Source organism: Siculibacillus lacustris (genome assembly GCF_004328075.1).
Classification (GTDB): domain Bacteria; phylum Pseudomonadota; class Alphaproteobacteria; order Rhizobiales; family Ancalomicrobiaceae; genus Siculibacillus; species Siculibacillus lacustris.
Genome location: NZ_SJFN01000004.1, coordinates 192586 through 213760, shown reverse-complemented (window position 1 = coordinate 213760; position 21175 = coordinate 192586). Strand labels below are relative to the sequence as shown.

Below are 21175 nucleotides of genomic sequence, written 5' to 3'. Positions count from 1 at the left end.
TGTCAAAGAACCCGAAGCCGAACCGACTTCGTACGCTCACCCTCTCTCGAGAGGAACGATTTGGCACATCCCTTCGGTTGCCCGAATTCAGTGACCTTCAACACCTTCCAGAACCGTTTGGCAAGTCCCTTTCAGGACCCGCCCTTCCAGACCGGAGAGCGAAGGATTTCGTCGCCAGCGGCAGCGCCGCCGTCGTTGATGCGGTTTATAGCCATCGACCCAACACCCGTCAACACCCGAAATGCAGATTCCGTCGTTTCCTCTGAAAAATTTCAATTTACTACGTGTTTTCAAGGAGATGTTGGGTGCGCCGGCGCACCTCTCGAGGGACCCTGGCGCCGTCGGTCGGCGTCCGTCGGCGCCGGCCCGCCGGCCCGCCACGCGGCCGACCGCCCAGGGGTGGAAGGAACCCGATACCACCCTCCCCTGTTTTCTCGTCGCCCGCGCCCGGCGACCGTCCGCCGACGCGAAAACCGACCGATGAGGAGCTTCACGTGCGCGCTCTCGCGTGCGTGAGGGCGCGACGATTGACGCCGCCCGGCGCTGCGTGCACCCTCGCGCACGTCGGACGATCGGCGACCGCTTCGCGGGCGACCGCGGCGCGCCGGAGCCTTCGGCGGAAACCGTCGCCTCGCTCGCGCCGCATTGCCGATCCAATCGCCAGAGCCGCGCCCGCCCGGGCCGGCCCGCCGCAACGAACGAGAGACATGCGCCACCGTCTTCACGACGACCGTCCGGAAGGGATCGACCTCGGCAGCGAACTGCCGTTGCGGGTCGACGGCGGCGTCGGTGCGCTCGATCGCCGCGCCGTCAGCCTGCGCTGGATGGCCGGCACGGTCCTGACCGCCTTCACCTCGACCTTCCTGATGGGCGGCGCGCTCTATGTCGCCCTCGACGGCCGTCATACCCTCGCCGCCACCCCGGCGGAGATCTCCGGCGTCACCGATCGCATCGCCGCCCGCGCGCTCGATCGCCCGATCGCCGTCGGCGCCGGCATCCTCGCCAAGGCCGATCGCCTGAAGATCGCCGCCGAGCGCGCCGCCACCCGGCAGGTGCTCAATCTCTCGACCATGACCCGGGTCGGCGACAAGGACATGGTCCGCGTCCGCCCCTTCGTGCGGGTCGCCGCCGGCCTCAGCCTGCGCGCCCCCGAAGCCCGCGCCGACATTCCGGCGTTCAACCCGCTGAAGGTCTTCGCCGACACCGACCTCCTGTCGGGCCGCAGCTCGACCTCCAAGAACCCGGCCTTCTACGATGCCGACGTCGAAGGCGAGATCTCGCTGCGCACCCGCGACCTGCCGACCGATCTCGCCGGCTTCGACGCCGACACGGTGATGTCCTCGGCCGAGGTCGAACGCATCGTCGGCGACCAGGCGCGCTTCCTCTCCGACGGCTCGATCCAGGTCGCCGCTCTCCCCGTCTCCGACGGCTCCAGCTTCGGCACCATTCCCGGCTTCCCCGGCCTGACTTCGGCGCTGGCCATGCGCATCGTCCCGGAGAACGTCTCGTTCTTCGCCAAGAGCGACGCCGCCCACACCGGCGCCCAGGCCGGCAACGGCCTCGACGAGAAGGTCGTCACCGTCGAGAAGACCGATACGTTGCGCGGCCTCCTCAAGGATGCCAATGCCGACGAGAAGACCATCGTCGAGATCATCCGCGGCCTGACCAAGGGCGCCGAGGCCCGTCCGCTCGAGGTCGGCCAGCGGGTCCGCATCGGTCTGGCCAAGATCGATCAGACCGAAAAGCTCAAGCCGGTCCGCGTCTCGATCTATGGCAAGGACGGCGGCCACCTCGCCACCGTCGCCCTCGACGACAACGGCGGCTTCGTCGCGGCGGAAGAACCGGGCATCGGCGACGCCATGGTCGCGCCGGAAGACGAGGACGAGACCCTCGCCGCGGCGAGCGGCGTGCCCTCGATCTATTACAGCCTCTATCAGACGGCGCTCGACAACCAGATCCCGACCAAGCTGATCAAGCAGCTGGTCGACATCTATTCCTACGACGTCGACTTCAACCAGCGGGTCCGCCAGGGCGACCAGTTCGAAGTCCTCTACGCCGCCGACGACCAGAACGACGCCAAGGCGACCCAGGAGATCCTCTACGCCTCGATTTCGATCGCCGGTCAGCCGAAGCGCTACTACCGCTATCGCTCCCCCGACGACGGGACGATCGACTACTACGACGAGGCCGGGAAGAGCGCCAAGAAGTTCCTGATGCGCAAGCCGATGGACGGCGGCGTGTTCCGCTCCGGCTTCGGCGGCCGTCGCCACCCGATCTACGGCTACTACCGCATGCACACCGGCGTCGACTGGGCCGCGCCGATGGGCACCCCGATCTTCGCTTCCGGCAACGGCGTGGTCACCGAAGAAGGCTGGAAGGGCGGTTACGGCCGCTACATCCGCCTCCAGCACAACAACGGCTACGAAACCGGCTACGGCCATATGTCGGGCTTCGCCCGCGGCGTCGAGAAGGGCACCCGCGTCCGCCAGGGCCAGGTGATCGGCTATGTCGGCTCGACCGGCGCTTCGACCGGCCCGCACTGCCATTACGAAGTGCTGATCAACCAGGCCTTCGTCGATCCGATGCGCGTCAAACTGCCGCGTGGGCGCGAACTCGGCGGCCCGATGCTCGCCGAATTCGGCAAGGAACGCGAACGCATCGACGGCTTGATGTCGAAGCAGCAGGGCACCGCCCGCCTCGCCGGTTTCAACTGAGCCGATCGCGACGCACACCGGACCGGCGGACCGGTCAGAAGCCGGTGTAGCGGCCGTTGCGATGGTTGAGCGCCAGGATCAGGTTCAGGATCACCGCGCCGAGCACCGACAGGGCGACCGCGAACGGCGACAGGAAGGCCACCGTGCCGACCAGGATCACCGCGTCGAGCACCATCTGCACCTTGCCGGCCCGCCAGCCGTGGTGATCCTGGAGATAGAGCGCCAGGATGCCGATGCCGCCGAGGCTCGCCTTGTGGCGCACCAGGATCAACAGGCCGACGCCGATCGCCGCCCCGCCGAAGATCGCTCCGAAGATCGGATCGATCCGCGTGAACACCAGCCAATGCGGCACCGCCCAGGTCTCGGCCGAGAGCAGCGTCACCGCCGCCACCGTCTTGAGGGTGAAGCGCCAGCCCATCCGGAGATAGGAGAAGACGTAGAACGGCAGGTTGACCACCGCCAACGACCACGGCAGGGCCAGCCCGGTGCCGTAGTGGAGGAGGAAGCCCAGCCCCGCCGCGCCGCCGGTGCCGAGCCCGACATGGCGGAACATCTCGAGCCCCACCGCCACGAACATCGTTCCGGTCAGAAGCGCCGAGAGATCCTCCGCGGAGGTGTGCCGGAGATCGGCCGCCTGGTTCATTGCATCACTCCGTTGCGCGCCACCGGCGCGCACCGTCGCCGTCGCCGCGATCCTCGCCGGATTCGAGCGCGAAAGCGAGACCCGGACCCCGCGTCGACCCCGACCAAAAGCGCTGTCGGCCCCGGTTGTACCCTAACGGAAGCTGTCGCACTCTCCGCGCGGAGAGGGCCGAGACGAAACCCGCCGCCGAACGGCCCTTCGAGGACACGATCCCCACGATCCCGAGGAGACGCCCCATGCAGCTGTTCGCCAAATTCGCCGCCGCCGCTCTGATTCTCGCCGCCACCGCCGGTGCCGCCTGGTCCGACGACCTGATCGTCGAGAAGAAAACCTTCGTCCTGCCGACCTACACCACCGCCGCCGGCGCGATCATCAAGGACGTGCGGGTCGGCTGGGAGGCCTACGGCACGCTCAACGCCGACAAGTCCAACGCGATTCTGGTCAATCACTTCTTCTCCGGCACCTCGCACGCCGCCGGCAAATATGCCGCCGACGACAAATTCCCCGGCTACTGGGATGCGATCATCGGCCCCGGCAAGGCGATCGACACCGACAAATATTACGTGATCGCCAGCGACACCCTGGTCAATCTCAACACCGGCAGTCCCAAGACCGTCACCACCGGCCCGGCGACCATCGACCCCGACACCGGCAAGCCCTACGGACTGCGCTTCCCCGTGGTGTCGATCGCCGACTTCGTCCGCGTCGAGAAGGCCCTGGTCGAGAGCCTCGGCATCAAGAAGCTCCACGCCGTCACCGGCGCGTCGATGGGCGCGCTGCAGACCTACGAATGGGCCGCGGCCAATCCGGGCATGGTCGACCGCATCATCCCGGTGATCGGCGCGGCCGAGGCCGACGCCTTCCTGATCGCCTGGCTCGACCTGTGGGCCGACCCGATCCGCGTCGATCCCAATTGGGCCGGCGGCGACTATTACGGCAAGGAGCCGCCGCTCGCCGGCCTCGCCGCTTCGCTGAAGATCGTCTCACAGCAGGCCTCCCATTGGGAGATCACCGACGAGCAGAACGGCCGCCAATGGGCCGATCCGGCGCGCGACCCGGCCAAGGCGATCGGCAACGAATTCCGCGTCGTCGCCGCGCTCGGCGCCGGCGGCACGGCGCGCGCCAAGGTCTCCGACGCCAACCACCTGCTCTATCTGGTCAAGGCCAACCAGCTCTACGCGCCGGGCGGTGCCGCGACGCTCGACGAAGCGGCGGCCAAGATCAAGGCGCCGACCCTGGTGATCTATCAGCCCAAGGATCTGGTGTTCCCCGGCCCGGCGGTCGAGGCGACCATCGCCGCCCTGAAGAAGGCCGGCACCCCGGTCGAGACCTTCCAGCTCCAGGGCAAGCGCGGCCATCTCGACGGCGTGGTGTCGATGACCCAGGCCGCCGACACGATCCGCGCCTTCCTGGCCAAGTGAGGCCGAGCCGATCCCGATACGGCGAAGGCCGCCCGAGGGCGGCCTTCGTGATCTTTCACGCGAAAAGGTTCGGGGCGGCTCAGGCCGCGACCGCCTCCTCGGCGGCGACGGCGAAGATCAGCCGATCGCCGCCGCCCGAGATCACCACGCGCGAACCGTCGGCGATCTGACCCATCAGGATCTTCTCGGCCAGCGGATCCTGGACCTCGCGCTGGATGACCCGCTTCAACGGCCGCGCGCCGTAGATCGGATCGTAGCCGCGCGCCGCCAGCCAGTCGCGGGCCGACGGTTCGAGCACCAGCTCCAGCCGCCGATCGGCGACCAGCGCATGCAGACGCGCGAACTGGATGTCGACGATCCGCCCCATGTCCGACCGCTGCAGGCGGTGGAACAGCAGGATGTCGTCGAGCCGGTTGAGGAACTCCGGCCGGAAATGCGCCTTGACCATGCCCATCACCGCGTCGCGGGCCCGGTCGACGTCCTCGCCCTCGGCCAGTTCGACCAGGAATTCGGCGCCGATGTTCGAGGTCAGTACGATGATCGTGTTGCGGAAGTCGACGGTGCGGCCCTGGCCGTCGGTCAGCCGGCCGTCGTCGAGCACCTGCAGCAGCACGTTGAACACGTCCGAATGGGCCTTTTCGACCTCGTCGAACAGGATCACCTGATAGGGCCGCCGCCGCACGGCTTCGGTCAGCGCCCCGCCCTCCTCGTAGCCGACATAGCCCGGCGGCGCGCCGATCAACCGGGCGACCGAGTGCTTCTCCATGTATTCCGACATGTCGATGCGCACCATCGCCTGATCGTCGTCGAACAGGAACGCCGCCAGCGCCTTGGTCAGTTCGGTCTTGCCGACGCCCGTCGGCCCCAGGAACATGAACGAGCCGATCGGCCGGTTGGGATCCTGCAGCCCGGCGCGCGCCCGGCGCACCGCGGTCGACACCGAATGCACCGCTTCGGCCTGGCCGACCACCCGCTTGGCGAGTTCGTCCTCCATGCGCAAGAGCTTGTCGCGCTCGCCCTCCAGCATCCGATCGACCGGCACGCCGGTCCACCGCGACACGACCTGGGCGATCATGTCGGCGGTCACCGCTTCCTGCACCGGCTGATCGTCGCCGCCCTTGGCCTCGATCTCCTTCAATCGCGTCTCGAGCCCGGGGATCACCCCATAGGCGAGCTCGCCCGCGCGGTCGAAGCGGCCGGCGCGCTGCGCCTGCTCGAGTTCGAGACGGGCCTGATCGAGGCTCTCCTTGACCTTGTTGGCCGAGGCCAGCTTGTCCTTCTCGGCCTGCCACTTCGAGGTCAGCTCGGCGGATTCCTGCTCGAGCTCCGACAGGTCCTTCTCGAGCCGCACCAAGCGGTCGCGCGATGACTGATCGGTCTCGCGCTTCAGCGCCTCGCGCTCGATCTTGAGCTGGATCACCCGGCGATCGAGTTCGTCGAGGGCTTCGGGCTTGGAATCGACCTCCATGCGCAGCCGCGCCGAGGCCTCGTCGACCAGATCGATCGCCTTGTCGGGCAGGAAACGGTCGGCGATGTAGCGGTTCGACAGGGTCGCCGCCGCGACGATCGCCGAATCGGCGATGCGCACGCCGTGGTGCAGCTCGTATTTTTCCTTCAGCCCGCGCAGGATCGAGATCGTGTCCTCGACCGTCGGCTCGGAGACGAACACCGGCTGGAAGCGCCGCGCCAGCGCCGCGTCCTTCTCGACGTGCTTGCGGTACTCCTCGAGCGTGGTCGCCCCGACGCAGTGCAGATCGCCGCGCGCCAGCGCCGGCTTCAACAAATTGGAGGCGTCCATCGCCCCCTCGCTCTTGCCCGCGCCGACCAGCGTGTGCATCTCGTCGATGAACAGGATGATGCCGCCCTCGGCCGCCTGGACCTCGGTCAACACGCCCTTCAGACGCTCTTCGAATTCGCCGCGATACTTCGCCCCGGCGATCAGCGAGCCCATGTCGAGGGCCATCAGTTTCTTGTCCTTGAGGCTCTCCGGCACGTCGCCGTTGATGATACGGAGCGCCAGACCTTCGACGATCGCCGTCTTGCCGACGCCGGGCTCGCCGATCAGCACCGGATTGTTCTTGGTGCGCCGCGACAGGACCTGGATGGTCCGGCGGATCTCCTCATCGCGGCCGATCACCGGATCGAGCTTGCCGTCGCGCGCCGCCTGGGTGAGGTCGCGGGCATATTTCTTCAGCGCGTCGTACTGGTTCTCGGCCGAGGCGGTATCGGCGGTGCGACCCTTGCGGATCGTCTCGATCGCCGTGTTGAGCCCCGCCGGCGTGACGCCACAGAGCGCCAGGATCCGCCCGGATTCGGACTCCTTGTCGAGCGCGATCGCCACCAGCAAGCGTTCGACCGTGACGAAACTGTCGCCGGCCTTGTCGGCGATCTTCTCGGCCGATTCGAGCACCCGCGCGGTGCCCGGCGCCATGTACAGCTGGCCGGCGCCACCGCTGACCTTGGGCAGTTTGTCGAGCGCCCGATCGGTGGCGGCGAGCGCCTCGCGCGAGCGTCCGCCCGCCCGGTCGATCAGACCGGCGCACAGGCCCTGTTCGTCTTCGAGCAGAACCTTGAGGAGATGTTCGGGGGTGAACTGCTGGTGGCCGCGCGACAGCGCCTGGGTCTGCGCCGACTGCAGGAAGCCGCGGGCACGTTCGGTGTATTTCTCGATGTTCATGGTGTCCCTCCTGGCCCGCCGCGTCGCCGTCCGATGGCCCGGTCCGCTGCGTCTCGGGATTTCGTGTCCGGGATCGCGGGCCCCGCGTGGGCACCCCCGACCCTCCGAAACCCATATAGGAAGCCGCAGCGCGCCGGAGAAGAGGCAGCACCCACGACCGCCGACGATCACCACCGGCCGCAGCCCCGACCCCATGCCGCAAATACGAAAGAGCCCGGAACGACGGGCGTTCCGGGCTCTCATCGGCAGGTCGGGCGGGCTCGGTGCGCGGCACCGAGCCTCAAAACTCATTCTTCGACGACGACCTTGGTCTCGGTCGGCTCGCCACCCTCGAACTCGGGGCGACGACCGCGACCGCGACCGCCACGGGTGCGACGACGCGGGGTCTCCCCGTCCTCGCCGACTTCGGTGGCCTCGACCGGAGCGGCGATCGGCGCCGCGGCGACGACCGGGGCCGCGACCGGCACCGGAGCCGGGGTCGGCGCCGCAGCGGCGGCAGCGGCCGCCGGACGCGGGGTCGGGGTCATCAGGAAGGCCGGCAGTTGCTCGAGATCGGACTCGCGCGGTGCGGCATCGTCGGAGCGGGGCTCGGCGCGATTGTAACGTTCGCGCGGCGGACGACCCTCGAAACGGCCGCCCTCCGGACGCGGCGCATCGCCGGGACGACCGTCGCTGCGCGGACCGTTGCGGAAGCCACGGCCCCGCACCCGATCGCCGGCCGGACGCTGGTCGTTGCGCGGACGCTCGCCCGGCAACTCGTCGACGAAGGGCTGCGGCGCGTCGATCGGCATGTAGCCCTCGTCGCCGATCCGCAACTCGCTGCGCGCCTCGATGCGCGGCTCGCGGGCCTCGCGCGGTTCGCGGGGTTCACGAACCTCGCGGATCTCGCGGGGTTCCCGGGCTTCGCGCGGCTCGCGATGTTCCCGCGGCTCGCGCGGCTCGGCGATCCGGGTCTCGCTGACCCGGGCGTCGGGCGACCGCGGCTCGGGCGCCCGCACTTCCGGGACCCGCGGCTCGAAGGTCCGCGTGTCGAAGCGGGTCTCCTGGTAGCCCTCGGCATCGTCGTCGTCGTCGTCGTTCTGAAGGTCGGAGCGGATGATCGACATCGACTGCGGCGACTGGGCCTGGGCCGCGGCGATGATCCGGTAATAGTGCTCGGCGTGCTGGAGATAGCTCTCCGCCAGCACCGGATCGCCGCTGGAATGGGCATCGCGGGCCAGAGACACGTACTTCTCCGCGATGTGCAGAGCGGTTCCGCGGATCTTGACGTCCGGCCCGGTGGATTCGTAGGACCTGCTCAAGGGATTGGGGCCCTTGCGCCCGGTACCGCCGCCGCTCGGGCCGCCATTGCCGCTGCGCCCGCGCATCCGCTGTTTGGAATTTCCCTGTCTCATCCTGATGCGATCTCGTCCGAGGAATGTTGGTCGTTGCTGACTTCGTCCAGAGCCGACGTCGTGTCGCCGCCTTCGCGGTCGACCGCGCCTCGTCGAGGCTCGACCTCCGTCGATCCCCTCGGAAACCCCCGCTCCGGCGAAACCCACCGAGCGGACCGGACGTCGATCCGGTCGGAGCGGGACCCCGGTCGTGGACCGGGATGGAACGGAACTTTCGAGTTGGGCCGCACGGGTCCCCGGGTCGCTGGACGGGCCGAAGGCGGAGCGATTCGCACGAGACTGCGCGAAACCGCCGACGCTCGACGGGGTCTGTGACCCGAGAGGAACCCTCTGCGGGCCGGCGCATACCTCGCGCCTTGGGTCACCGTCCGTCGACGTTCTGCTTCGGTGCTCGGAAACTATCGATTTCTCGGGGTTTTTCCAAGGCCTAATTTCCGATGCCGGCCTCGACTCGTGTTTTCACGGTGAAGATCCCGCCGTCGAGCGGCGTCCGAGCACCACCCGATCGCGTCCCGCGAGGTCGCGGACGAGCGCGATCGCCCCGAGACCGGCGCTCGCGAACAGCGCCGTGACCGCCGTGCCCTGCCCGGCGCCGATTTCCACCGCCAGGAGCCCGCCCGGTCGCAATCGCTGCGGTGCGGTGGCGAGAATCGCCCGATAGGCGTCGAGCCCGTCGGCGCCGCCGTCGAGCGCGCGAATCGGATCGTGCACCCGCACTTCCCGGTCGAGCCCGGCGATCGTCGCGGTTTCGATGTAGGGCGGATTGGACACCACCACGTCGAAGGCGCCGAGCGCCAGTGATTCGGCCCAGGACCCGCGCAGCATCAGCGCCCGCGCCGCCACCCCGTGGGTTCCCGCATTGGCGCGCGCGGTGGCGAGCGCATCGGCCGAGAGATCGGTGCCGATGCCGATCGCCCCCGGTACTTCGTGGAGCAGCGTCACCAGGATCGCCCCCGAACCGACCCCGAGATCGGCGATCACCGGCGCCGTACAACGCGCCTCGGTGAGCGCCTCGAGCACCGCCACCACCAGCGTCTCGGTGTCGCTCCGCGGCACCAGGGTCTCGGCCGACAGGGCGAAGGCCAGGCCGAAGAAATCGGCCGCGCCGATCAGCCGCTCGACCGGTTCGCCGGCGAGGCGCCGGATGCGCCAGCCCTCCAGCCGCGCCAGCGCCGTCGCGTCGAGCGGCCGGTCGGCGCCGGTGACCAAGCCCGTCAGGTCGAGCCCGGTGACCGCGCCGACCATCCGCCGCGCCTCGATCTCGGCGCCGTCGATTCCCGCCGCCGCCAGCGCCGCGCGCAGGCGCCGCGTCACGCCGCCGACCGTCGCGGGCGTGCCCGGCGCGACCAGGGGCTCGTCGCCGCTCATCGCTCGGCGTCCGCGGCGAGCAGGCCGGCGCGGTGATCGGCGATCAGCGCGTCGAGAATCTCGTCCAGGCCGGTGCCTTCCAGGATCTGATCGAGCTTGTGCAGCGTCAGATCGATGCGGTGATCGGTGACCCGGCCCTGGCCGAAGTTGTAGGTGCGGATCCGTTCCGAGCGATCGCCCGAGCCGACCTGCGAGCGCCGGTCGGCGGCGCGTGCGGAGGCGAGGCGCTCGCGCTCGAGATCGAACATCCGGGTGCGCAGCAGCATCAAGGCCTTGGCGCGATTCTGGTGCTGCGACCGCTCCTCCTGCACCGCCACCGCCAGACCGGTCGGCAGATGGGTCACCCGCACCGCGCTGTCGGTCTTGTTGACGTGCTGGCCGCCGGCGCCGGAGGCGCGGAAGGTGTCGAAGCGCAGATCGGAATCGGCGATCTCGACGTCGACCTCCTCGGCCTCCGGCAACACCGCCACCGTCGCGGCGGAGGTGTGGATGCGGCCGCTCGATTCGGTCGCCGGCACCCGCTGCACCCGGTGCCCCCCCGATTCGAACTTCAGCCGCCCATAGGCGCCGGGCCCGGCGATCTCGGCGATGATCTCCTTGAAGCCGCCGAGATCGCCCTCGCTCATCGAGATCACCTGGGTGGTCCAGCCGTGTAGCGCGGCGTGGCGCTCGTACATGCGGAAGAGATCGCCGGCGAACAGTGCCGCCTCGTCGCCGCCGGTCCCGGCCCGGACCTCGAGGATCACCGAGCGTTCGTCGGCGGTGTCCTTGGGCAACAGCGCCAGCGCCACCTCGTGGGCGAGGTCGGCGACCCGGGCCGCCGTCGGCCCGCGCTCCGCCGCCGCCAGCCCGCGCATCTCCGCGTCGGTCGTGCCATCGCCGAGCAGGTCGTCGAGCCCGGCGAGCTCGGCTTCCGCCGCCCGCAGCGCCCGGATGCGCGCCACCAGCGGCGCCAGCTCGGCATGGTCGCGGGCCAGCCGCACATAGTCGCCGCCCTCGGCGCCGGCCGCCATGCGCGCTTCGATCACCGCGAAACGGTCGAGGACGGAATCGAGTTTGTCGGACAGGGCCATGGGTGAATTCGATGCGCGAGGACGAGGGGCGGCCGGCGGGTCCGGCGTCACGACGGATCGGACGCGGCGCCGCTAGGGCTGCACCGGGATCCCCTGCTCCTCGGCGAAGGCCTTGAGCATCTTGCGGATGTCGTCCTGGGTGCGGCCCGGCTCCAGGCGCGGCAGCAGGCGGGTGCGCAGCTTGGCGACGTCGAGCTCGAGCAGCATCGACTTGACCGGCCCGACCGACGACGACGACATCGAGATCGAGCGATAGCCGAGCCCGATCAGCGCCATCGCTTCGATCGGCTTGCCCGAGATCTCGCCGCACAGGGTCAGCGGCACGTGATGCTCGATCGCCTTGTCCTGGATCAACTTGAGCATCCGGAGGAACGGCCGCGACAGGGTGTCGTAGCGCCCGGCCATCCGCGAATTGCCGCGGTCGGAAGCGAAGGCGAAGGCGAACAGGTCGTTGGAGCCGACCGAGGCGAAATGCACCTTGCCGAACAGCTCGTCGAGCTGGAACAGCAGCGACGGCACCTCGATCATCACCCCGAGCTTGATCGTCTCGGGCATCTCGTAGCCGACCCGCTTCAGGAAGGCCTTCTCGCGCTCGACCAGCGCCTGGGCGCGCTCGAACTCCGAGACGTCGGTGATCATCGGGAACATCAGCCGCAATTCGCGACCGGCCGCCGCCTTGAGCAGGGCGCGCACCTGGATGCGCAAGAGCCCCGGCCGATCGAGGCCGATGCGGATCGCCCGCCAGCCCATCGCCGGATTCTCTTCCTCCTCGAAGCTCTGGGCATAGGGCAGCACCTTGTCGCCGCCGATGTCGAGCGAGCGGAAGGTCACCGGCTTGCCACCGGCCGATTCGAGCACCTTGCGATAGAGCTGTTCCTGCTCGCCGATGCGCGGGAAGGCCGGCGCCACCATGAACTGCAGCTCGGTGCGGAACAGGCCGATGCCCGAGGCGCCGCTGTCCTCGAGATGCGGCAGATCGAGAAAAAGGCCGGAGTTGAGCAGCAGCTGGACGTGCTGGCCGTCCTTGCTGATCGACGGCCGCGACTTCAGCCGCCGGTACTGCGCCTGCTTGCGCGCCCGGAACCGCACCTTCTCGGCGAAGGCCGCCTCGACGTCCGAGGCCGGGCGCAGATGCACCACCCCGAGCTCACCGTCGATGATGATCGAATCGCCGGATTCCACCAGCGACACCACGCCGGGCACCTGGCCGACGATGGCGATGCCCATCGAGCGCGCGACGATCGAGATGTGGCTCGCCGACGAGCCCTCTTCGAGCACCAGCCCTTTGACCCGGTCGCGGTCGTAGTCGAACAGGTCGGCGGCGCCCATGTTGCGGGCGACGATCACCGCGTCCTTGGGCAGCACGCCCGACACCGGTCCGTGCGGCCGCCCCATCAGCTCGCGCAGCAGCCGGTTGGCGAGCGCGTCGAAATCGTGCAACCGCTCGCGCAGGTAAGGGTCGGTCTGGCGCAGCATCCGCGCCCGGGTGTCGGACTGGACCTTCTCGACGGCGGCTTCGGCGGTGAGGCCGTTCTTGACCGCCTCCTCCATCTTGCGCACCCAGCCGCGGTCGTAGGCGAACATCCGATAGGCTTCGAGCACGTCGCGATGCTCGCCGATCTGATCGACGTCGGAGCGCTGCAACAGGTCGTCGACCGAGATCCGGAGCTTTTCGATCGCCGCTTCCAGGCGGTTGGCCTCGCGCCGCGCGTCGTCGGCGATCAGATTGGAGACCACCACGCGCGGCTCGTGCAGCACGACGTGGCCGAGGCCGACGCCTTCGCCGAAGCCGACGCCCTGCATCTGCATCGCCCGCTTGAGGTCGAGCGACGAACCGGGGGTCAGCAGCGGTTCGAGACCGCCGGCGGCGATCATCTCGGCGATGATCATCGCCGTGGTCTGGAGGACCTCGACCTCTTCTTCCTGATAGGTGCGGTGCGCCTTGTTCTGGACCACCAGAACGCCGAGGGTCCGGCCGGCGCGCAGGATCGGCACGCCGAGGAAGGCGTTGAAGATCTCTTCGCCGGTCTCCGGCTTGTAGGCGAAGGCCGGGTGCGACTGGGCGTTGGGCAGGTTGAGGCAGCGCGCCTCGTCGGCGATCAGACCGACCAGACCTTCACCGACCTTGAGGCTGGCCTGGTGCACCGCCTCGCGCTTCAGACCGACGGTGGCGGTCAGTTCGAGGACGTTGTCGGCGCGCAGCACGTAGACCGAGCAGACCTCGGCCACCACGTTGGTGGCGATCTGTTCGACGATCTTGTCGAGCCGATCCTGGGCGTTGATCGGCTCCGCCATGAGCTCGCGCAGGCGTCGGAGCAGCAGGCGTGGTGCGCCCAGAGATCCCCGCATCTCCGCTCCTCCTGGCTCTCGCATCGCACTCGCCCGTCGGCTTCGCCGCGCCGCCGGATCGCGCACGCGGAAATGGTTTCGGCGTCCCGCACCGAAGCGCGACGCCGCACCGTCAATGCTTATCGAGACCGTAGACGGAATGCAAAGTCCGAACCGCCAGTTCGGTGTAGGCGGCGTCGATCAGCACCGAGATCTTGATCTCCGAGGTGGTGATGGCGCGGATGTTGATGCCCTTGCCGGCCAGCGCCTTGAACGCCTCGGCGGCGACGCCGGCGTGGCTGCGCATGCCGATGCCGATCACCGACACCTTGACCACGTCGGCCGAGCTCTCGATCAGCGTCGGTCCGATCACCGTCTGGGCGCCTTCCAGCACCGAGCGGGCGCGGCCCTCGTCGACCGCCGGCACCGTGAAGGTGATGTCGGTGGTCGAGCCGTCGGCGGTCGTGTTCTGCACGATCATGTCGACGTTGATGTTGGCTTCGGCCAGCGCGCCGAACACCGCCGCGGCGACGCCGGGCTTGTCGGCGACCCGCCGCAGCGAGATCTGGGCCTCGTCCTTGGAATAGGCGATCCCGGTGACGACCTGAGTTTCCACGATCTCGTCCTCGTCGCAAATGAGAGTTCCCGGCGGATTGCCGTGGGCGTCGACCCCGACGGTCTCGGGATCGTCGAAGCTCGAACGCACGAAGGTGCGCACCTTCTTGACCATCGCCAGTTCGACCGAGCGCACCTGCAGCACCTTGGCGCCGAGCGAGGCCATCTCCAACATCTCTTCGAAGGCGATCTTCTCGAGCCGGCGGGCCTTGGGCACGATGCGCGGATCGGTGGTGTAGACGCCGTCGACGTCGGTGTAGATGTCGCAGCGGTCCGCGCCGATCGCCGCGGCGACCGCCACCGCGCTGGTGTCGGACCCGCCGCGCCCCAGCGTGGCGATGCGCCCCGTCGGGCCGATGCCCTGGAAGCCGGCGATCACCGCCACCGTGCCGGAAGCCATGGTGTCGATCAGCGCCTTGCCGTCGAGATCGAGGATCCGCGCCGCGCCGTGAGCGTCGTCGGTGATGAGCGGAATCTGCCAGCCCTGGAAGGAGCGCGCGGGAAGGCCCATCGCCTGCAGCACGATCGCCAGGAGGCCCGACGTCACCTGCTCGCCCGAGGCGACGACGGCGTCGTATTCCATCTGATCGTAGAATCCGTCCATCGCCATGCCGCTCGTCGCGGCGTCGTTGACGTAGCCGACCAGGGTGTTGGTGACCCCCGACATCGCCGAGACCACCACCGCCACCTGGTGGCCGGCCTTGACCTCGCGGGCGACGTGGCGGGCGACGTTGCGGATGCGTTCGACAGTGGCGACGGACGTGCCGCCGAACTTCAGGACCAGTCGGGCCATCGGTGCCGGGCCTCTCGGGTGGGGCGGACTGCCGGGAGATCCCGACGGGAACGGGTCCGCGACCGACGCGGGAGGCGTCGGGGAGCGACCCCGGGGAAACGGCGCTTCATAACCGCTTCGCGCCGCTCGATCAACTCGGGTACCGAGGGGCGGCCCCGGCGCAGGCGATCGCCCCTTGACCCGGAGCGCCCCGACGTGGACCTTGCGGGCGACGTCGAGAGGCGGGCCGATCCCGCCTGCAGGAGCCGATCCCATGTCAGATCCCCACGCCCGAGGCACCGTCGACGCGGCCGAGATCCGCAACTTCGAGGCCATGGCCGACGACTGGTGGGATCCCGCCGGTCGCATGGCACCCCTGCATCGGCTCAATCCGACCCGGCTCGCCTATCTGAAGCGGGAGATCTGCCGCGCCTTCGGCCGCGACGTCGACGACAGCCTCGCGCTCGCCGGCCTGCGCATCCTCGACATCGGCTGCGGCGGCGGACTGGTCACACTGCCGCTCGCCCGCCTCGGGGCCGACATGGTCGGCGTCGACGCCGGCGCCGCCAACATCGCCGCCGCCCGCGCCCAGGCCGAGCGGATGGGCGTCACCGCCGATTGGCGCGCCGATACCGCCGAAGCCCTGGCCGCGGCGCACGAGACCTTCGACGTGGTGGTGGCGATGGAGATCGTCGAACACGTCGCCGATCTGCCGCTGTTCCTGCGCGAGATCGCCAAGATGGTGCGGCCCGGCGGGCTCCTGGTGCTGGCCACCCTCAACCGCACGCTCAAGAGCTTCGCCCTGGCGATCGTCGGGGCCGAATACGTGCTGCGCTGGCTGCCGCCCGGCACCCACACCTGGTCGAAATTCGTCACACCGAAGGAACTGAACCGCGCCGTCGAGGCGACCGGCCTCGCCGTGCTCGACGCTTGCGGCATGGTGTTCGATCCGCTCGCCGGCACCTGGTCGCTGAAGGCCGGCGATCTCGACGTCAATTATCTGATGGTCGCCGAACGCCCCGCCGCAGCCTGAGCGTCGCCGAGGCCGACGCGCCGAGGCTCCTCCCGCCCCGCCGCGCCGTCATCCCGCGACCACCTCAGGCGCGATGCGCCCGCATCTCCGCCGCCGCGGTGTGGAACAGCATGCCTTCGAAGTCGGCGACCAGGGCGTCGAGATCGGCGCGCGATTCGCGCAGCAGCGCCGTGCCGGTGTGGCCTTCGTCGACCGCCGCGTCGACCGCGGCGCGCAGCGCTTCGCGCCGGTCTTCGAGATCCTCGAAGACCCCGGCATGGACGTCGGAGAACTCTCCGCGTTCGCGGAAGTCGTCCGTCCGCGCCCGGATGCGCCGCCCCAACTCGTCGAGGGCGCGTTTCAGGGTTCTGTCACTGGCGTCGAACATGTGTCCGTCCTCCCGTGTCACGGGAAGCGGCCGCAGTCCCGGCCGGATCGGCGGAGGCGGGCCGCCCCGCCTCGGGTGTCGCCCGAGATCGTGAAGGTCGGCTCTCCGACCTTCTAATCGATTGTAATCCTCGCGCCCGCGGCTGGCAATCGGACCAAGGGCGAGGCCCGGGCCCCCGAAACGCGAACGGGCGGGATCGCTCCCGCCCGTGATCGTCGAATGTCGTGGACCGCTCAGAACACCGCGTCGTCGTCGTCGGGCTCGGGGCCCTTCAGCGACTTCAGCTTGGCGAACACCTTGTCGGCGTCGATCTCCTCGCTGCGGTCGCGGCCGCCGGACCCGTAGTCGCCGCCGAACGCCGGCTCGGCGGGGATCGACTCCTCGATCGGCATCAGCGTCGCCGCGCCCGGGTCGCCCGCTTCGCGCGCCGGCAGCGACTTCGCCGCCTTCTCGACTTCGAAGTCGAGTTCGATCTGCGAGCACAGGCCCAGCGTCACCGGATCCGACGGCGCCAGATTGGCGGCGTTCCAGTGCGAGCGGTCGCGGATCTGCTGGATCGTCGTCTTGGTCGTGCCGACCAGACGCATGATCGCCGCGTCCTTCAGCTCGGGATGATTGCGCAACAGCCACAGGATGGCGTTGGGCCGGTCGTGGCGGCGCGACACCGGGGTGTAGCGCGGGCCGCGGCGCTTGGCTTCCGGCACCCGCACCTTGGGGTCGGCGAGCTTCAGCCGGTGTTCGGGCTGGCGCACCGCCTTGTCGATCTCCTCGCGGGTCAATTGCCCGGTCATGATCGGATCGAGACCCTTGATGCCCTGGGCCGCCTCGCCGTCGGCGATCGCCTTGACCTCGAGCGGATGCAGCCGACAGAAGGCGGCGATCTGGTCGAACGACAGCGCGGTGTTCTCGACCAGCCACACGGCGGTCGCCTTGGGCATCAACGGCGTATTCAGCGGGGTCGCCATCGGATGTACCTTCCTCGAGGCTTTCCCCGGCCGGCCGGCGGGGGGAAGCGGACTTCACGTCGAATGATCGGAGATGACCGCCTTATAGCCCCTGCCTCTTCCCCGTGCAATTGCGCAATAGGGGGGACACGCGGGCGTGAAGCCTGTGCCTTTCACACGGTCAGGATGATCTTGCCGACATGGGCGTTGGTCTCCATCCGCCGATGGGCGTCGGCGGCCCGGGCCAGCGGGAAGGTCGAATCGATGATCGGCCGCATCTCCCCGGCGACCACCAGCGGCCACACCCGCTCTTCGACGGCCCGGGCGATCGCCGCCTTGAACCCCGTGTCGCGGGCGCGCAACGTCGAGCCGGTGTGGGTCAGCCGCTTGAGCATGATCCGCATGAAGTTGACCGTCGCCTTGGAGCCGCGCAGGAAGGCGATCTGGACGATCCGGCCTTCCACCGCGGCGGCCTCGTGATTGCGCTCGATATAGTCGCCGCCGACCATGTCGAGGATCAGATCGGCGCCGTGGCCTTGGGTGAAGTCCTTGACCTCCTTGACGAAGTCCTGGGCGCGATAGTCGATCGCCAGATCCGCGCCGAGCTCGCGGCAGCGCGCGCACTTGTCCGCTCCGCCGGCGGTGGCGATCACCGTGGCGCCGAAGGCCTTGGCGAGCTGGATCGCGGTGACGCCGATCCCCGAGGTGCCGCCGTGCACCAGGAACACCTCGCCGGCCTTCAGGCCGCCGCGGTCGAAGACGTTCGACCACACCGTGAACACCGTCTCCGGCAGGCCCGCCGCCTCGACCAGACCGAGCCCGGTCGGCACCGGCAGGGCGTTGGTCTCGGTCACCACGGCATATTCGGCGTAGCCGCCGCCGGCCACCAGCGCCACCACCGCATCGCCATAGGCGAAGCGCGTCGCGCCGTCGCCACAGGCCACGACATGGCCGGAGAATTCCAGGCCGGGGATGTCCGAGGCACCCTTGGGCGGCGGATAACCGCCCTCGCGCTGCAGCACGTCGGGTCGGTTGACCCCGGCCGCGACGATCTTGACCAGAATCTCGCCCGGCCCCGGCTGCGGCACCGGACGCGTCTCGGCGACCAGCGCCTCGGGTCCGCCCGGCGACGGCACGGCGATCACGGTCTGGGTCTCGGGCAGGTCGGTCATGGGGAGGAGATCCTTCGAACGGTGGCGACCCCGGACGGGACCGCCGGACGGCGGCTCACGGTCGCGAGCCGTCCTTGCGAGTGAAGTGGTAATTGCCGTCGGAATCGAAATAGCCGGAGATGTCGTCGTCGGGGTAGGTCAGCCGATCGCCGGCGGTGCGGTCGCCGATCACCAGGATCGTCGCATCCGAGGCCGAGCGGTTGACGAAGCGATGAGCGTCGCCGGTGCCGGCGGGAAAGCCCGCGCACTGCCCGGCGACCAGCGTCTGGGTGCCGGCGTCGGTCTCCAGCACCACTTCGCCGGCCACCACCCAGACGAATTCGTCCTGGGCCGAATGGGCGTGGCGCACCGAGGATTGCCCGCCCGGCTCGATCCGGGTCAGGTTGACGCCGAAGTTGGTCAATCCGGCATGCGCGCCGAGGCGGCGATACCAGCGATGGCTGTTGCGCGTACGGAACGGCTCCGGCAGGGCCGAAGCGTTCGATTCGGGGACGTCGCGGGGATCGAAGGCGGGCGGTGTCGGCATCGGACGGACCTCCGGCGGGGCACGGCGTGCGTCGGCGCCGGTTCCCGGACGCTACAACCCGCTCCGCCCCCTGTCACGCCCGCCGCCGTCGGGGCTCGAGATTTCCAGAACCGTCTCGATCACCCCGTCGCGGTGCGCGGTCACCCGGTCGACCGTGGCCGACCAGGCCTTGCGCCCCGGCGGCCACAGCGGCGTGCCGCCGCCGAGCAGCACCGGAATCTGGAACAGATGCATCCGCCGCACCAGCCCGGCGTCGAGGAAGGCGCGAATCGGCCCGCCGCCGCCGACCACCCAGATCCGCCCGAGCCCGGCGCGTTCGAGATCGATGGCGATCTCCACCGCGGTGCGGTCGTCGAACACCGCGAGCCCGTCCTCGTCGATGCGCGGCCCCTTGGTCATCACCATCGCCGCCTTGCCGCGATAGGGCCATTCGGGAAAGCGCCGGCATTCGCGATAGGTCGTCGACCCCATCACCACCGCGTCGATTCGGGCGTAGAAGGCGTCGTAACCGTAGTCGCCGGCTTCCCACGGCTTCAGCCAGTCGAGACTGCCGGCCCGGTCGGCGATCAATCCGTCGACCGAATGGGCGATGTAGACCACGACCTCGACCATCCCCGCGCCCCTCCGATCGGTCCTCGGCGCGTCGAACCCTTTTGGCCCGGCGCTCCCCGTCCTATACTCCACCGGCGCGCCGGGATCGAACCCGTCGCGGCAACCTCGGACGCCGCCCATGGCCCTGATCGAAGACGACCGCGTTCCCAAGAAGCCCCCGCACGAGATCGGCCAGGACGTGTCGCTGGTCTCGGTCGGCGAACTCGAGGAGCGCATCGCCCTGTTGCGCGGCGAGATCGAACGGCTGGAACGCGAAGTGGCGGCGCGGCGCGCCTCGCGCTCGGCGGCCGATGCGGTGTTCCGCCTGTGATCGCACCCGCCGTGGCCTGCGCCGACGACGCCGATGCGACGCCCGCCCGCGCGAGCGTCGCCCGCGTCGCGGTGACCACGCTGCGGCTCGGCGACTTCCGTAACCACGCCGCCCTCGCCCTCGACGGCGACGCCCGCCACGTGGTGCTGGCCGGCGACAACGGCACCGGCAAGACCAACGTCCTCGAGGCCCTGTCGCTGCTGACCCCCGGCCGCGGCCTCCGGCGCGCCCGACTCGACGAGATGGCGCGGCGCGGCGGCCCCGGCGCCTGGACGATCTTCGCCGAGATCGACGGCCCCGACGGCCGGGTTCGGCTCGGCACCGGCTCCGACGGGGTCGGCGACGACGAAGCCCGCGCCCGCCGCGTCCGCATCGACGGCGAACCGGCCCGCTCGGCCGACGAGTTCCTGGCTTTTCTGCGGGTGTCGTGGCTGACCCCGGCGATGGACGGCCTGTTCACCGGCCCGGCCGGCGACCGCCGGCGCTTCCTCGACCGGCTGGTGCTGGCCCTCGATCCCGGCCACGGCAGCCGCGTCGCCGCCTTCGAGAAGGCGATGCGCGGCCGCAACCGCCTGCTCGAGGACGACCGCCTCGACCACGATTGGCTCTCCGCCATCGAGACCCAGATGGCCGAGCTCGGCATCGCGGTCGCGTCGGCGCGGGTCGAGACGGTCGCCTGCCTCGCCCGACTGATCGCCGCTTCGCGCCTCGACAGCCCGTTCCCCCATGCCGATCTGGCGCTGGAAGGCGAGATCGAGGCGGCGGTGGCCGGCGGCGGTCCGGCGGCGGAGGCCGAAGATCTCTACCGCGCCCGCCTGACCGAAGGCCGACGCCGCGACAAGGCCGCCGGGCGCACCCTCGACGGGCCGCACCGCGCCGATCTGGTGGTCCACCACGGCCCCAAGGCGATGCCGGCGGCGCTGTCCTCGACCGGCGAGCAGAAGGCACTGCTGCTCGGTCTGGTGCTGGCCCACGCCCGGCTGGTCGGCGAGACCTGCGGCCGCGCGCCGCTGCTGCTGCTCGACGAGGTCGCCGCCCACCTCGACCCGCGCCGGCGCGGCGAGTTGTTCGACGCGGTCGAAGCGATCGGCTCGCAATGCTGGATGACCGGCACCGACGCCGAGGCCTTTGCGGCACTCGGCGACCGCGCGGTGGTGTGGGACGTCGGGGTCGCCGGCCTGCGCCGGCGCCCGTCATGGTCCTGAG

18 protein-coding genes are annotated in these 21175 nt (G+C 69.7%); 6 read left to right on the top strand and 12 right to left on the bottom strand.

Features of this window, described 5'->3' with window-relative positions:
* Positions 1-266 (top strand): hypothetical protein (locus tag EYW49_RS23240; RefSeq protein ID WP_206365378.1); only part of this gene is annotated, 266 nt, incomplete at its 5' end.
* A 441-nt stretch (positions 267-707) separates the two neighbouring features.
* Positions 708-2714: a M23 family metallopeptidase gene (locus EYW49_RS04575; RefSeq protein ID WP_131306653.1), complete on the top strand. Its 2007-nt coding sequence runs from the start codon at positions 708-710 to the stop codon at positions 2712-2714.
* A gap of 34 nt (positions 2715-2748) precedes the next feature.
* On the opposite strand, the gene EYW49_RS04570 is transcribed toward EYW49_RS04575, so the two are convergent.
* The gene (locus EYW49_RS04570) at positions 2749-3357 is read right to left on the bottom strand and encodes a YitT family protein (protein WP_131306651.1); all 609 of its coding nucleotides are present in this window, start codon (positions 3355-3357) and stop codon (positions 2749-2751) included.
* Between the two features lie 236 nt (positions 3358-3593).
* Between EYW49_RS04570 and EYW49_RS04565 the strand changes: the two genes are divergently transcribed.
* Positions 3594-4778 (top strand): E22 family MetX-like putative esterase, encoded by a 1185-nt coding sequence (locus EYW49_RS04565; RefSeq protein ID WP_131306649.1) that lies wholly within the window; start codon positions 3594-3596, stop codon positions 4776-4778.
* Between the two features lie 79 nt (positions 4779-4857).
* On the opposite strand, the gene clpB is transcribed toward EYW49_RS04565, so the two are convergent.
* The 6 genes from clpB to EYW49_RS04535 all read right to left on the bottom strand — a co-directional run bounded on the left by clpB (position 4858) and on the right by EYW49_RS04535 (position 15026).
* Positions 4858-7455: an ATP-dependent chaperone ClpB gene (gene clpB / locus EYW49_RS04560; protein ID WP_131306647.1), complete on the bottom strand. Its 2598-nt coding sequence runs from the start codon at positions 7453-7455 to the stop codon at positions 4858-4860.
* A gap of 287 nt (positions 7456-7742) precedes the next feature.
* Entirely contained in the window at positions 7743-8849 is a 1107-nt protein-coding gene (locus EYW49_RS04555; RefSeq protein ID WP_131306645.1) for a DUF4167 domain-containing protein, read from the bottom strand.
* Positions 8850-9308: 459 nt separating this feature from the next.
* Positions 9309-10217: a peptide chain release factor N(5)-glutamine methyltransferase gene (gene prmC, locus EYW49_RS04550; protein WP_131306643.1), complete on the bottom strand. Its 909-nt coding sequence runs from the start codon at positions 10215-10217 to the stop codon at positions 9309-9311.
* Entirely contained in the window at positions 10214-11290 is a 1077-nt protein-coding gene (prfA, locus tag EYW49_RS04545; RefSeq protein ID WP_131306641.1) for a peptide chain release factor 1, read from the bottom strand. The genes prmC and prfA overlap by 4 nt, the downstream gene beginning before the upstream one ends.
* A gap of 72 nt (positions 11291-11362) precedes the next feature.
* Positions 11363-13639 (bottom strand): phosphoenolpyruvate--protein phosphotransferase, encoded by a 2277-nt coding sequence (gene ptsP, locus EYW49_RS04540; protein WP_131306639.1) that lies wholly within the window; start codon positions 13637-13639, stop codon positions 11363-11365.
* 112 nt (positions 13640-13751) lie between these two features.
* Positions 13752-15026 (bottom strand): aspartate kinase, encoded by a 1275-nt coding sequence (locus tag EYW49_RS04535; protein WP_131306637.1) that lies wholly within the window; start codon positions 15024-15026, stop codon positions 13752-13754.
* A gap of 253 nt (positions 15027-15279) precedes the next feature.
* On the opposite strand from EYW49_RS04535, the gene ubiG reads away from it, so the two are divergent.
* Positions 15280-16038 carry a bifunctional 2-polyprenyl-6-hydroxyphenol methylase/3-demethylubiquinol 3-O-methyltransferase UbiG gene (gene ubiG / locus EYW49_RS04530; RefSeq protein ID WP_131306635.1) on the top strand — a complete coding sequence of 253 codons (759 nt, stop codon included), beginning with the start codon at positions 15280-15282 and terminating at the stop codon, positions 16036-16038.
* A gap of 64 nt (positions 16039-16102) precedes the next feature.
* Here ubiG and EYW49_RS04525 read toward each other — a convergent pair whose 3' ends face one another.
* The 5 genes from EYW49_RS04525 to EYW49_RS04505 all read right to left on the bottom strand — a co-directional run bounded on the left by EYW49_RS04525 (position 16103) and on the right by EYW49_RS04505 (position 19659).
* Positions 16103-16405 (bottom strand): hypothetical protein, encoded by a 303-nt coding sequence (locus tag EYW49_RS04525; RefSeq protein WP_131306633.1) that lies wholly within the window; start codon positions 16403-16405, stop codon positions 16103-16105.
* A gap of 233 nt (positions 16406-16638) precedes the next feature.
* Entirely contained in the window at positions 16639-17370 is a 732-nt protein-coding gene (locus EYW49_RS04520) for a DUF1013 domain-containing protein (protein WP_131306631.1), read from the bottom strand.
* A gap of 152 nt (positions 17371-17522) precedes the next feature.
* Positions 17523-18521 carry an NAD(P)H-quinone oxidoreductase gene (locus EYW49_RS04515; RefSeq protein ID WP_131306629.1) on the bottom strand — a complete coding sequence of 333 codons (999 nt, stop codon included), beginning with the start codon at positions 18519-18521 and terminating at the stop codon, positions 17523-17525.
* Between the two features lie 55 nt (positions 18522-18576).
* Positions 18577-19047 (bottom strand): cupin domain-containing protein, encoded by a 471-nt coding sequence (locus EYW49_RS04510; protein ID WP_131306627.1) that lies wholly within the window; start codon positions 19045-19047, stop codon positions 18577-18579.
* Positions 19048-19098: 51 nt separating this feature from the next.
* Positions 19099-19659 (bottom strand): dihydrofolate reductase family protein, encoded by a 561-nt coding sequence (locus tag EYW49_RS04505; protein ID WP_165498128.1) that lies wholly within the window; start codon positions 19657-19659, stop codon positions 19099-19101.
* A 118-nt stretch (positions 19660-19777) separates the two neighbouring features.
* Between EYW49_RS04505 and EYW49_RS23390 the strand changes: the two genes are divergently transcribed.
* On the top strand, positions 19778-19969 hold the full coding sequence (locus EYW49_RS23390) for a DUF1192 domain-containing protein (protein WP_131306623.1): 192 nt from the start codon (positions 19778-19780) through the stop codon (positions 19967-19969).
* Positions 19970-19980: 11 nt separating this feature from the next.
* Positions 19981-21174 carry a DNA replication/repair protein RecF gene (gene recF, locus EYW49_RS04495; protein WP_131306677.1) on the top strand — a complete coding sequence of 398 codons (1194 nt, stop codon included), beginning with the start codon at positions 19981-19983 and terminating at the stop codon, positions 21172-21174.
* Position 21175: the final 1 nt, after the last annotated feature.

Coding starts and splice junctions, on each gene's coding strand:
- EYW49_RS04575 (WP_131306653.1), top strand. CDS start 708: ATGCGCCACCGTCTTCACGACGACCGTCCGGAAGGGATCGACCTCGGC.
- EYW49_RS04520 (WP_131306631.1), bottom strand. CDS start 17,370: ATGGCGACCCCGCTGAATACGCCGTTGATGCCCAAGGCGACCGCCGTG.
- prfA (WP_131306641.1), bottom strand. CDS start 11,290: ATGGCCCTGTCCGACAAACTCGATTCCGTCCTCGACCGTTTCGCGGTG.
- ptsP (WP_131306639.1), bottom strand. CDS start 13,639: ATGCGGGGATCTCTGGGCGCACCACGCCTGCTGCTCCGACGCCTGCGC.
- prmC (WP_131306643.1), bottom strand. CDS start 10,217: ATGAGCGGCGACGAGCCCCTGGTCGCGCCGGGCACGCCCGCGACGGTC.
- EYW49_RS04565 (WP_131306649.1), top strand. CDS start 3,594: ATGCAGCTGTTCGCCAAATTCGCCGCCGCCGCTCTGATTCTCGCCGCC.
- EYW49_RS04570 (WP_131306651.1), bottom strand. CDS start 3,357: ATGAACCAGGCGGCCGATCTCCGGCACACCTCCGCGGAGGATCTCTCG.
- ubiG (WP_131306635.1), top strand. CDS start 15,280: ATGTCAGATCCCCACGCCCGAGGCACCGTCGACGCGGCCGAGATCCGC.
- EYW49_RS04555 (WP_131306645.1), bottom strand. CDS start 8,849: ATGAGACAGGGAAATTCCAAACAGCGGATGCGCGGGCGCAGCGGCAAT.
- EYW49_RS04525 (WP_131306633.1), bottom strand. CDS start 16,405: ATGTTCGACGCCAGTGACAGAACCCTGAAACGCGCCCTCGACGAGTTG.
- clpB (WP_131306647.1), bottom strand. CDS start 7,455: ATGAACATCGAGAAATACACCGAACGTGCCCGCGGCTTCCTGCAGTCG.
- EYW49_RS04510 (WP_131306627.1), bottom strand. CDS start 19,047: ATGCCGACACCGCCCGCCTTCGATCCCCGCGACGTCCCCGAATCGAAC.
- EYW49_RS23390 (WP_131306623.1), top strand. CDS start 19,778: ATGGCCCTGATCGAAGACGACCGCGTTCCCAAGAAGCCCCCGCACGAG.
- EYW49_RS04505 (WP_165498128.1), bottom strand. CDS start 19,659: ATGGTCGAGGTCGTGGTCTACATCGCCCATTCGGTCGACGGATTGATC.
- EYW49_RS04535 (WP_131306637.1), bottom strand. CDS start 15,026: ATGGCCCGACTGGTCCTGAAGTTCGGCGGCACGTCCGTCGCCACTGTC.
- EYW49_RS04515 (WP_131306629.1), bottom strand. CDS start 18,521: ATGACCGACCTGCCCGAGACCCAGACCGTGATCGCCGTGCCGTCGCCG.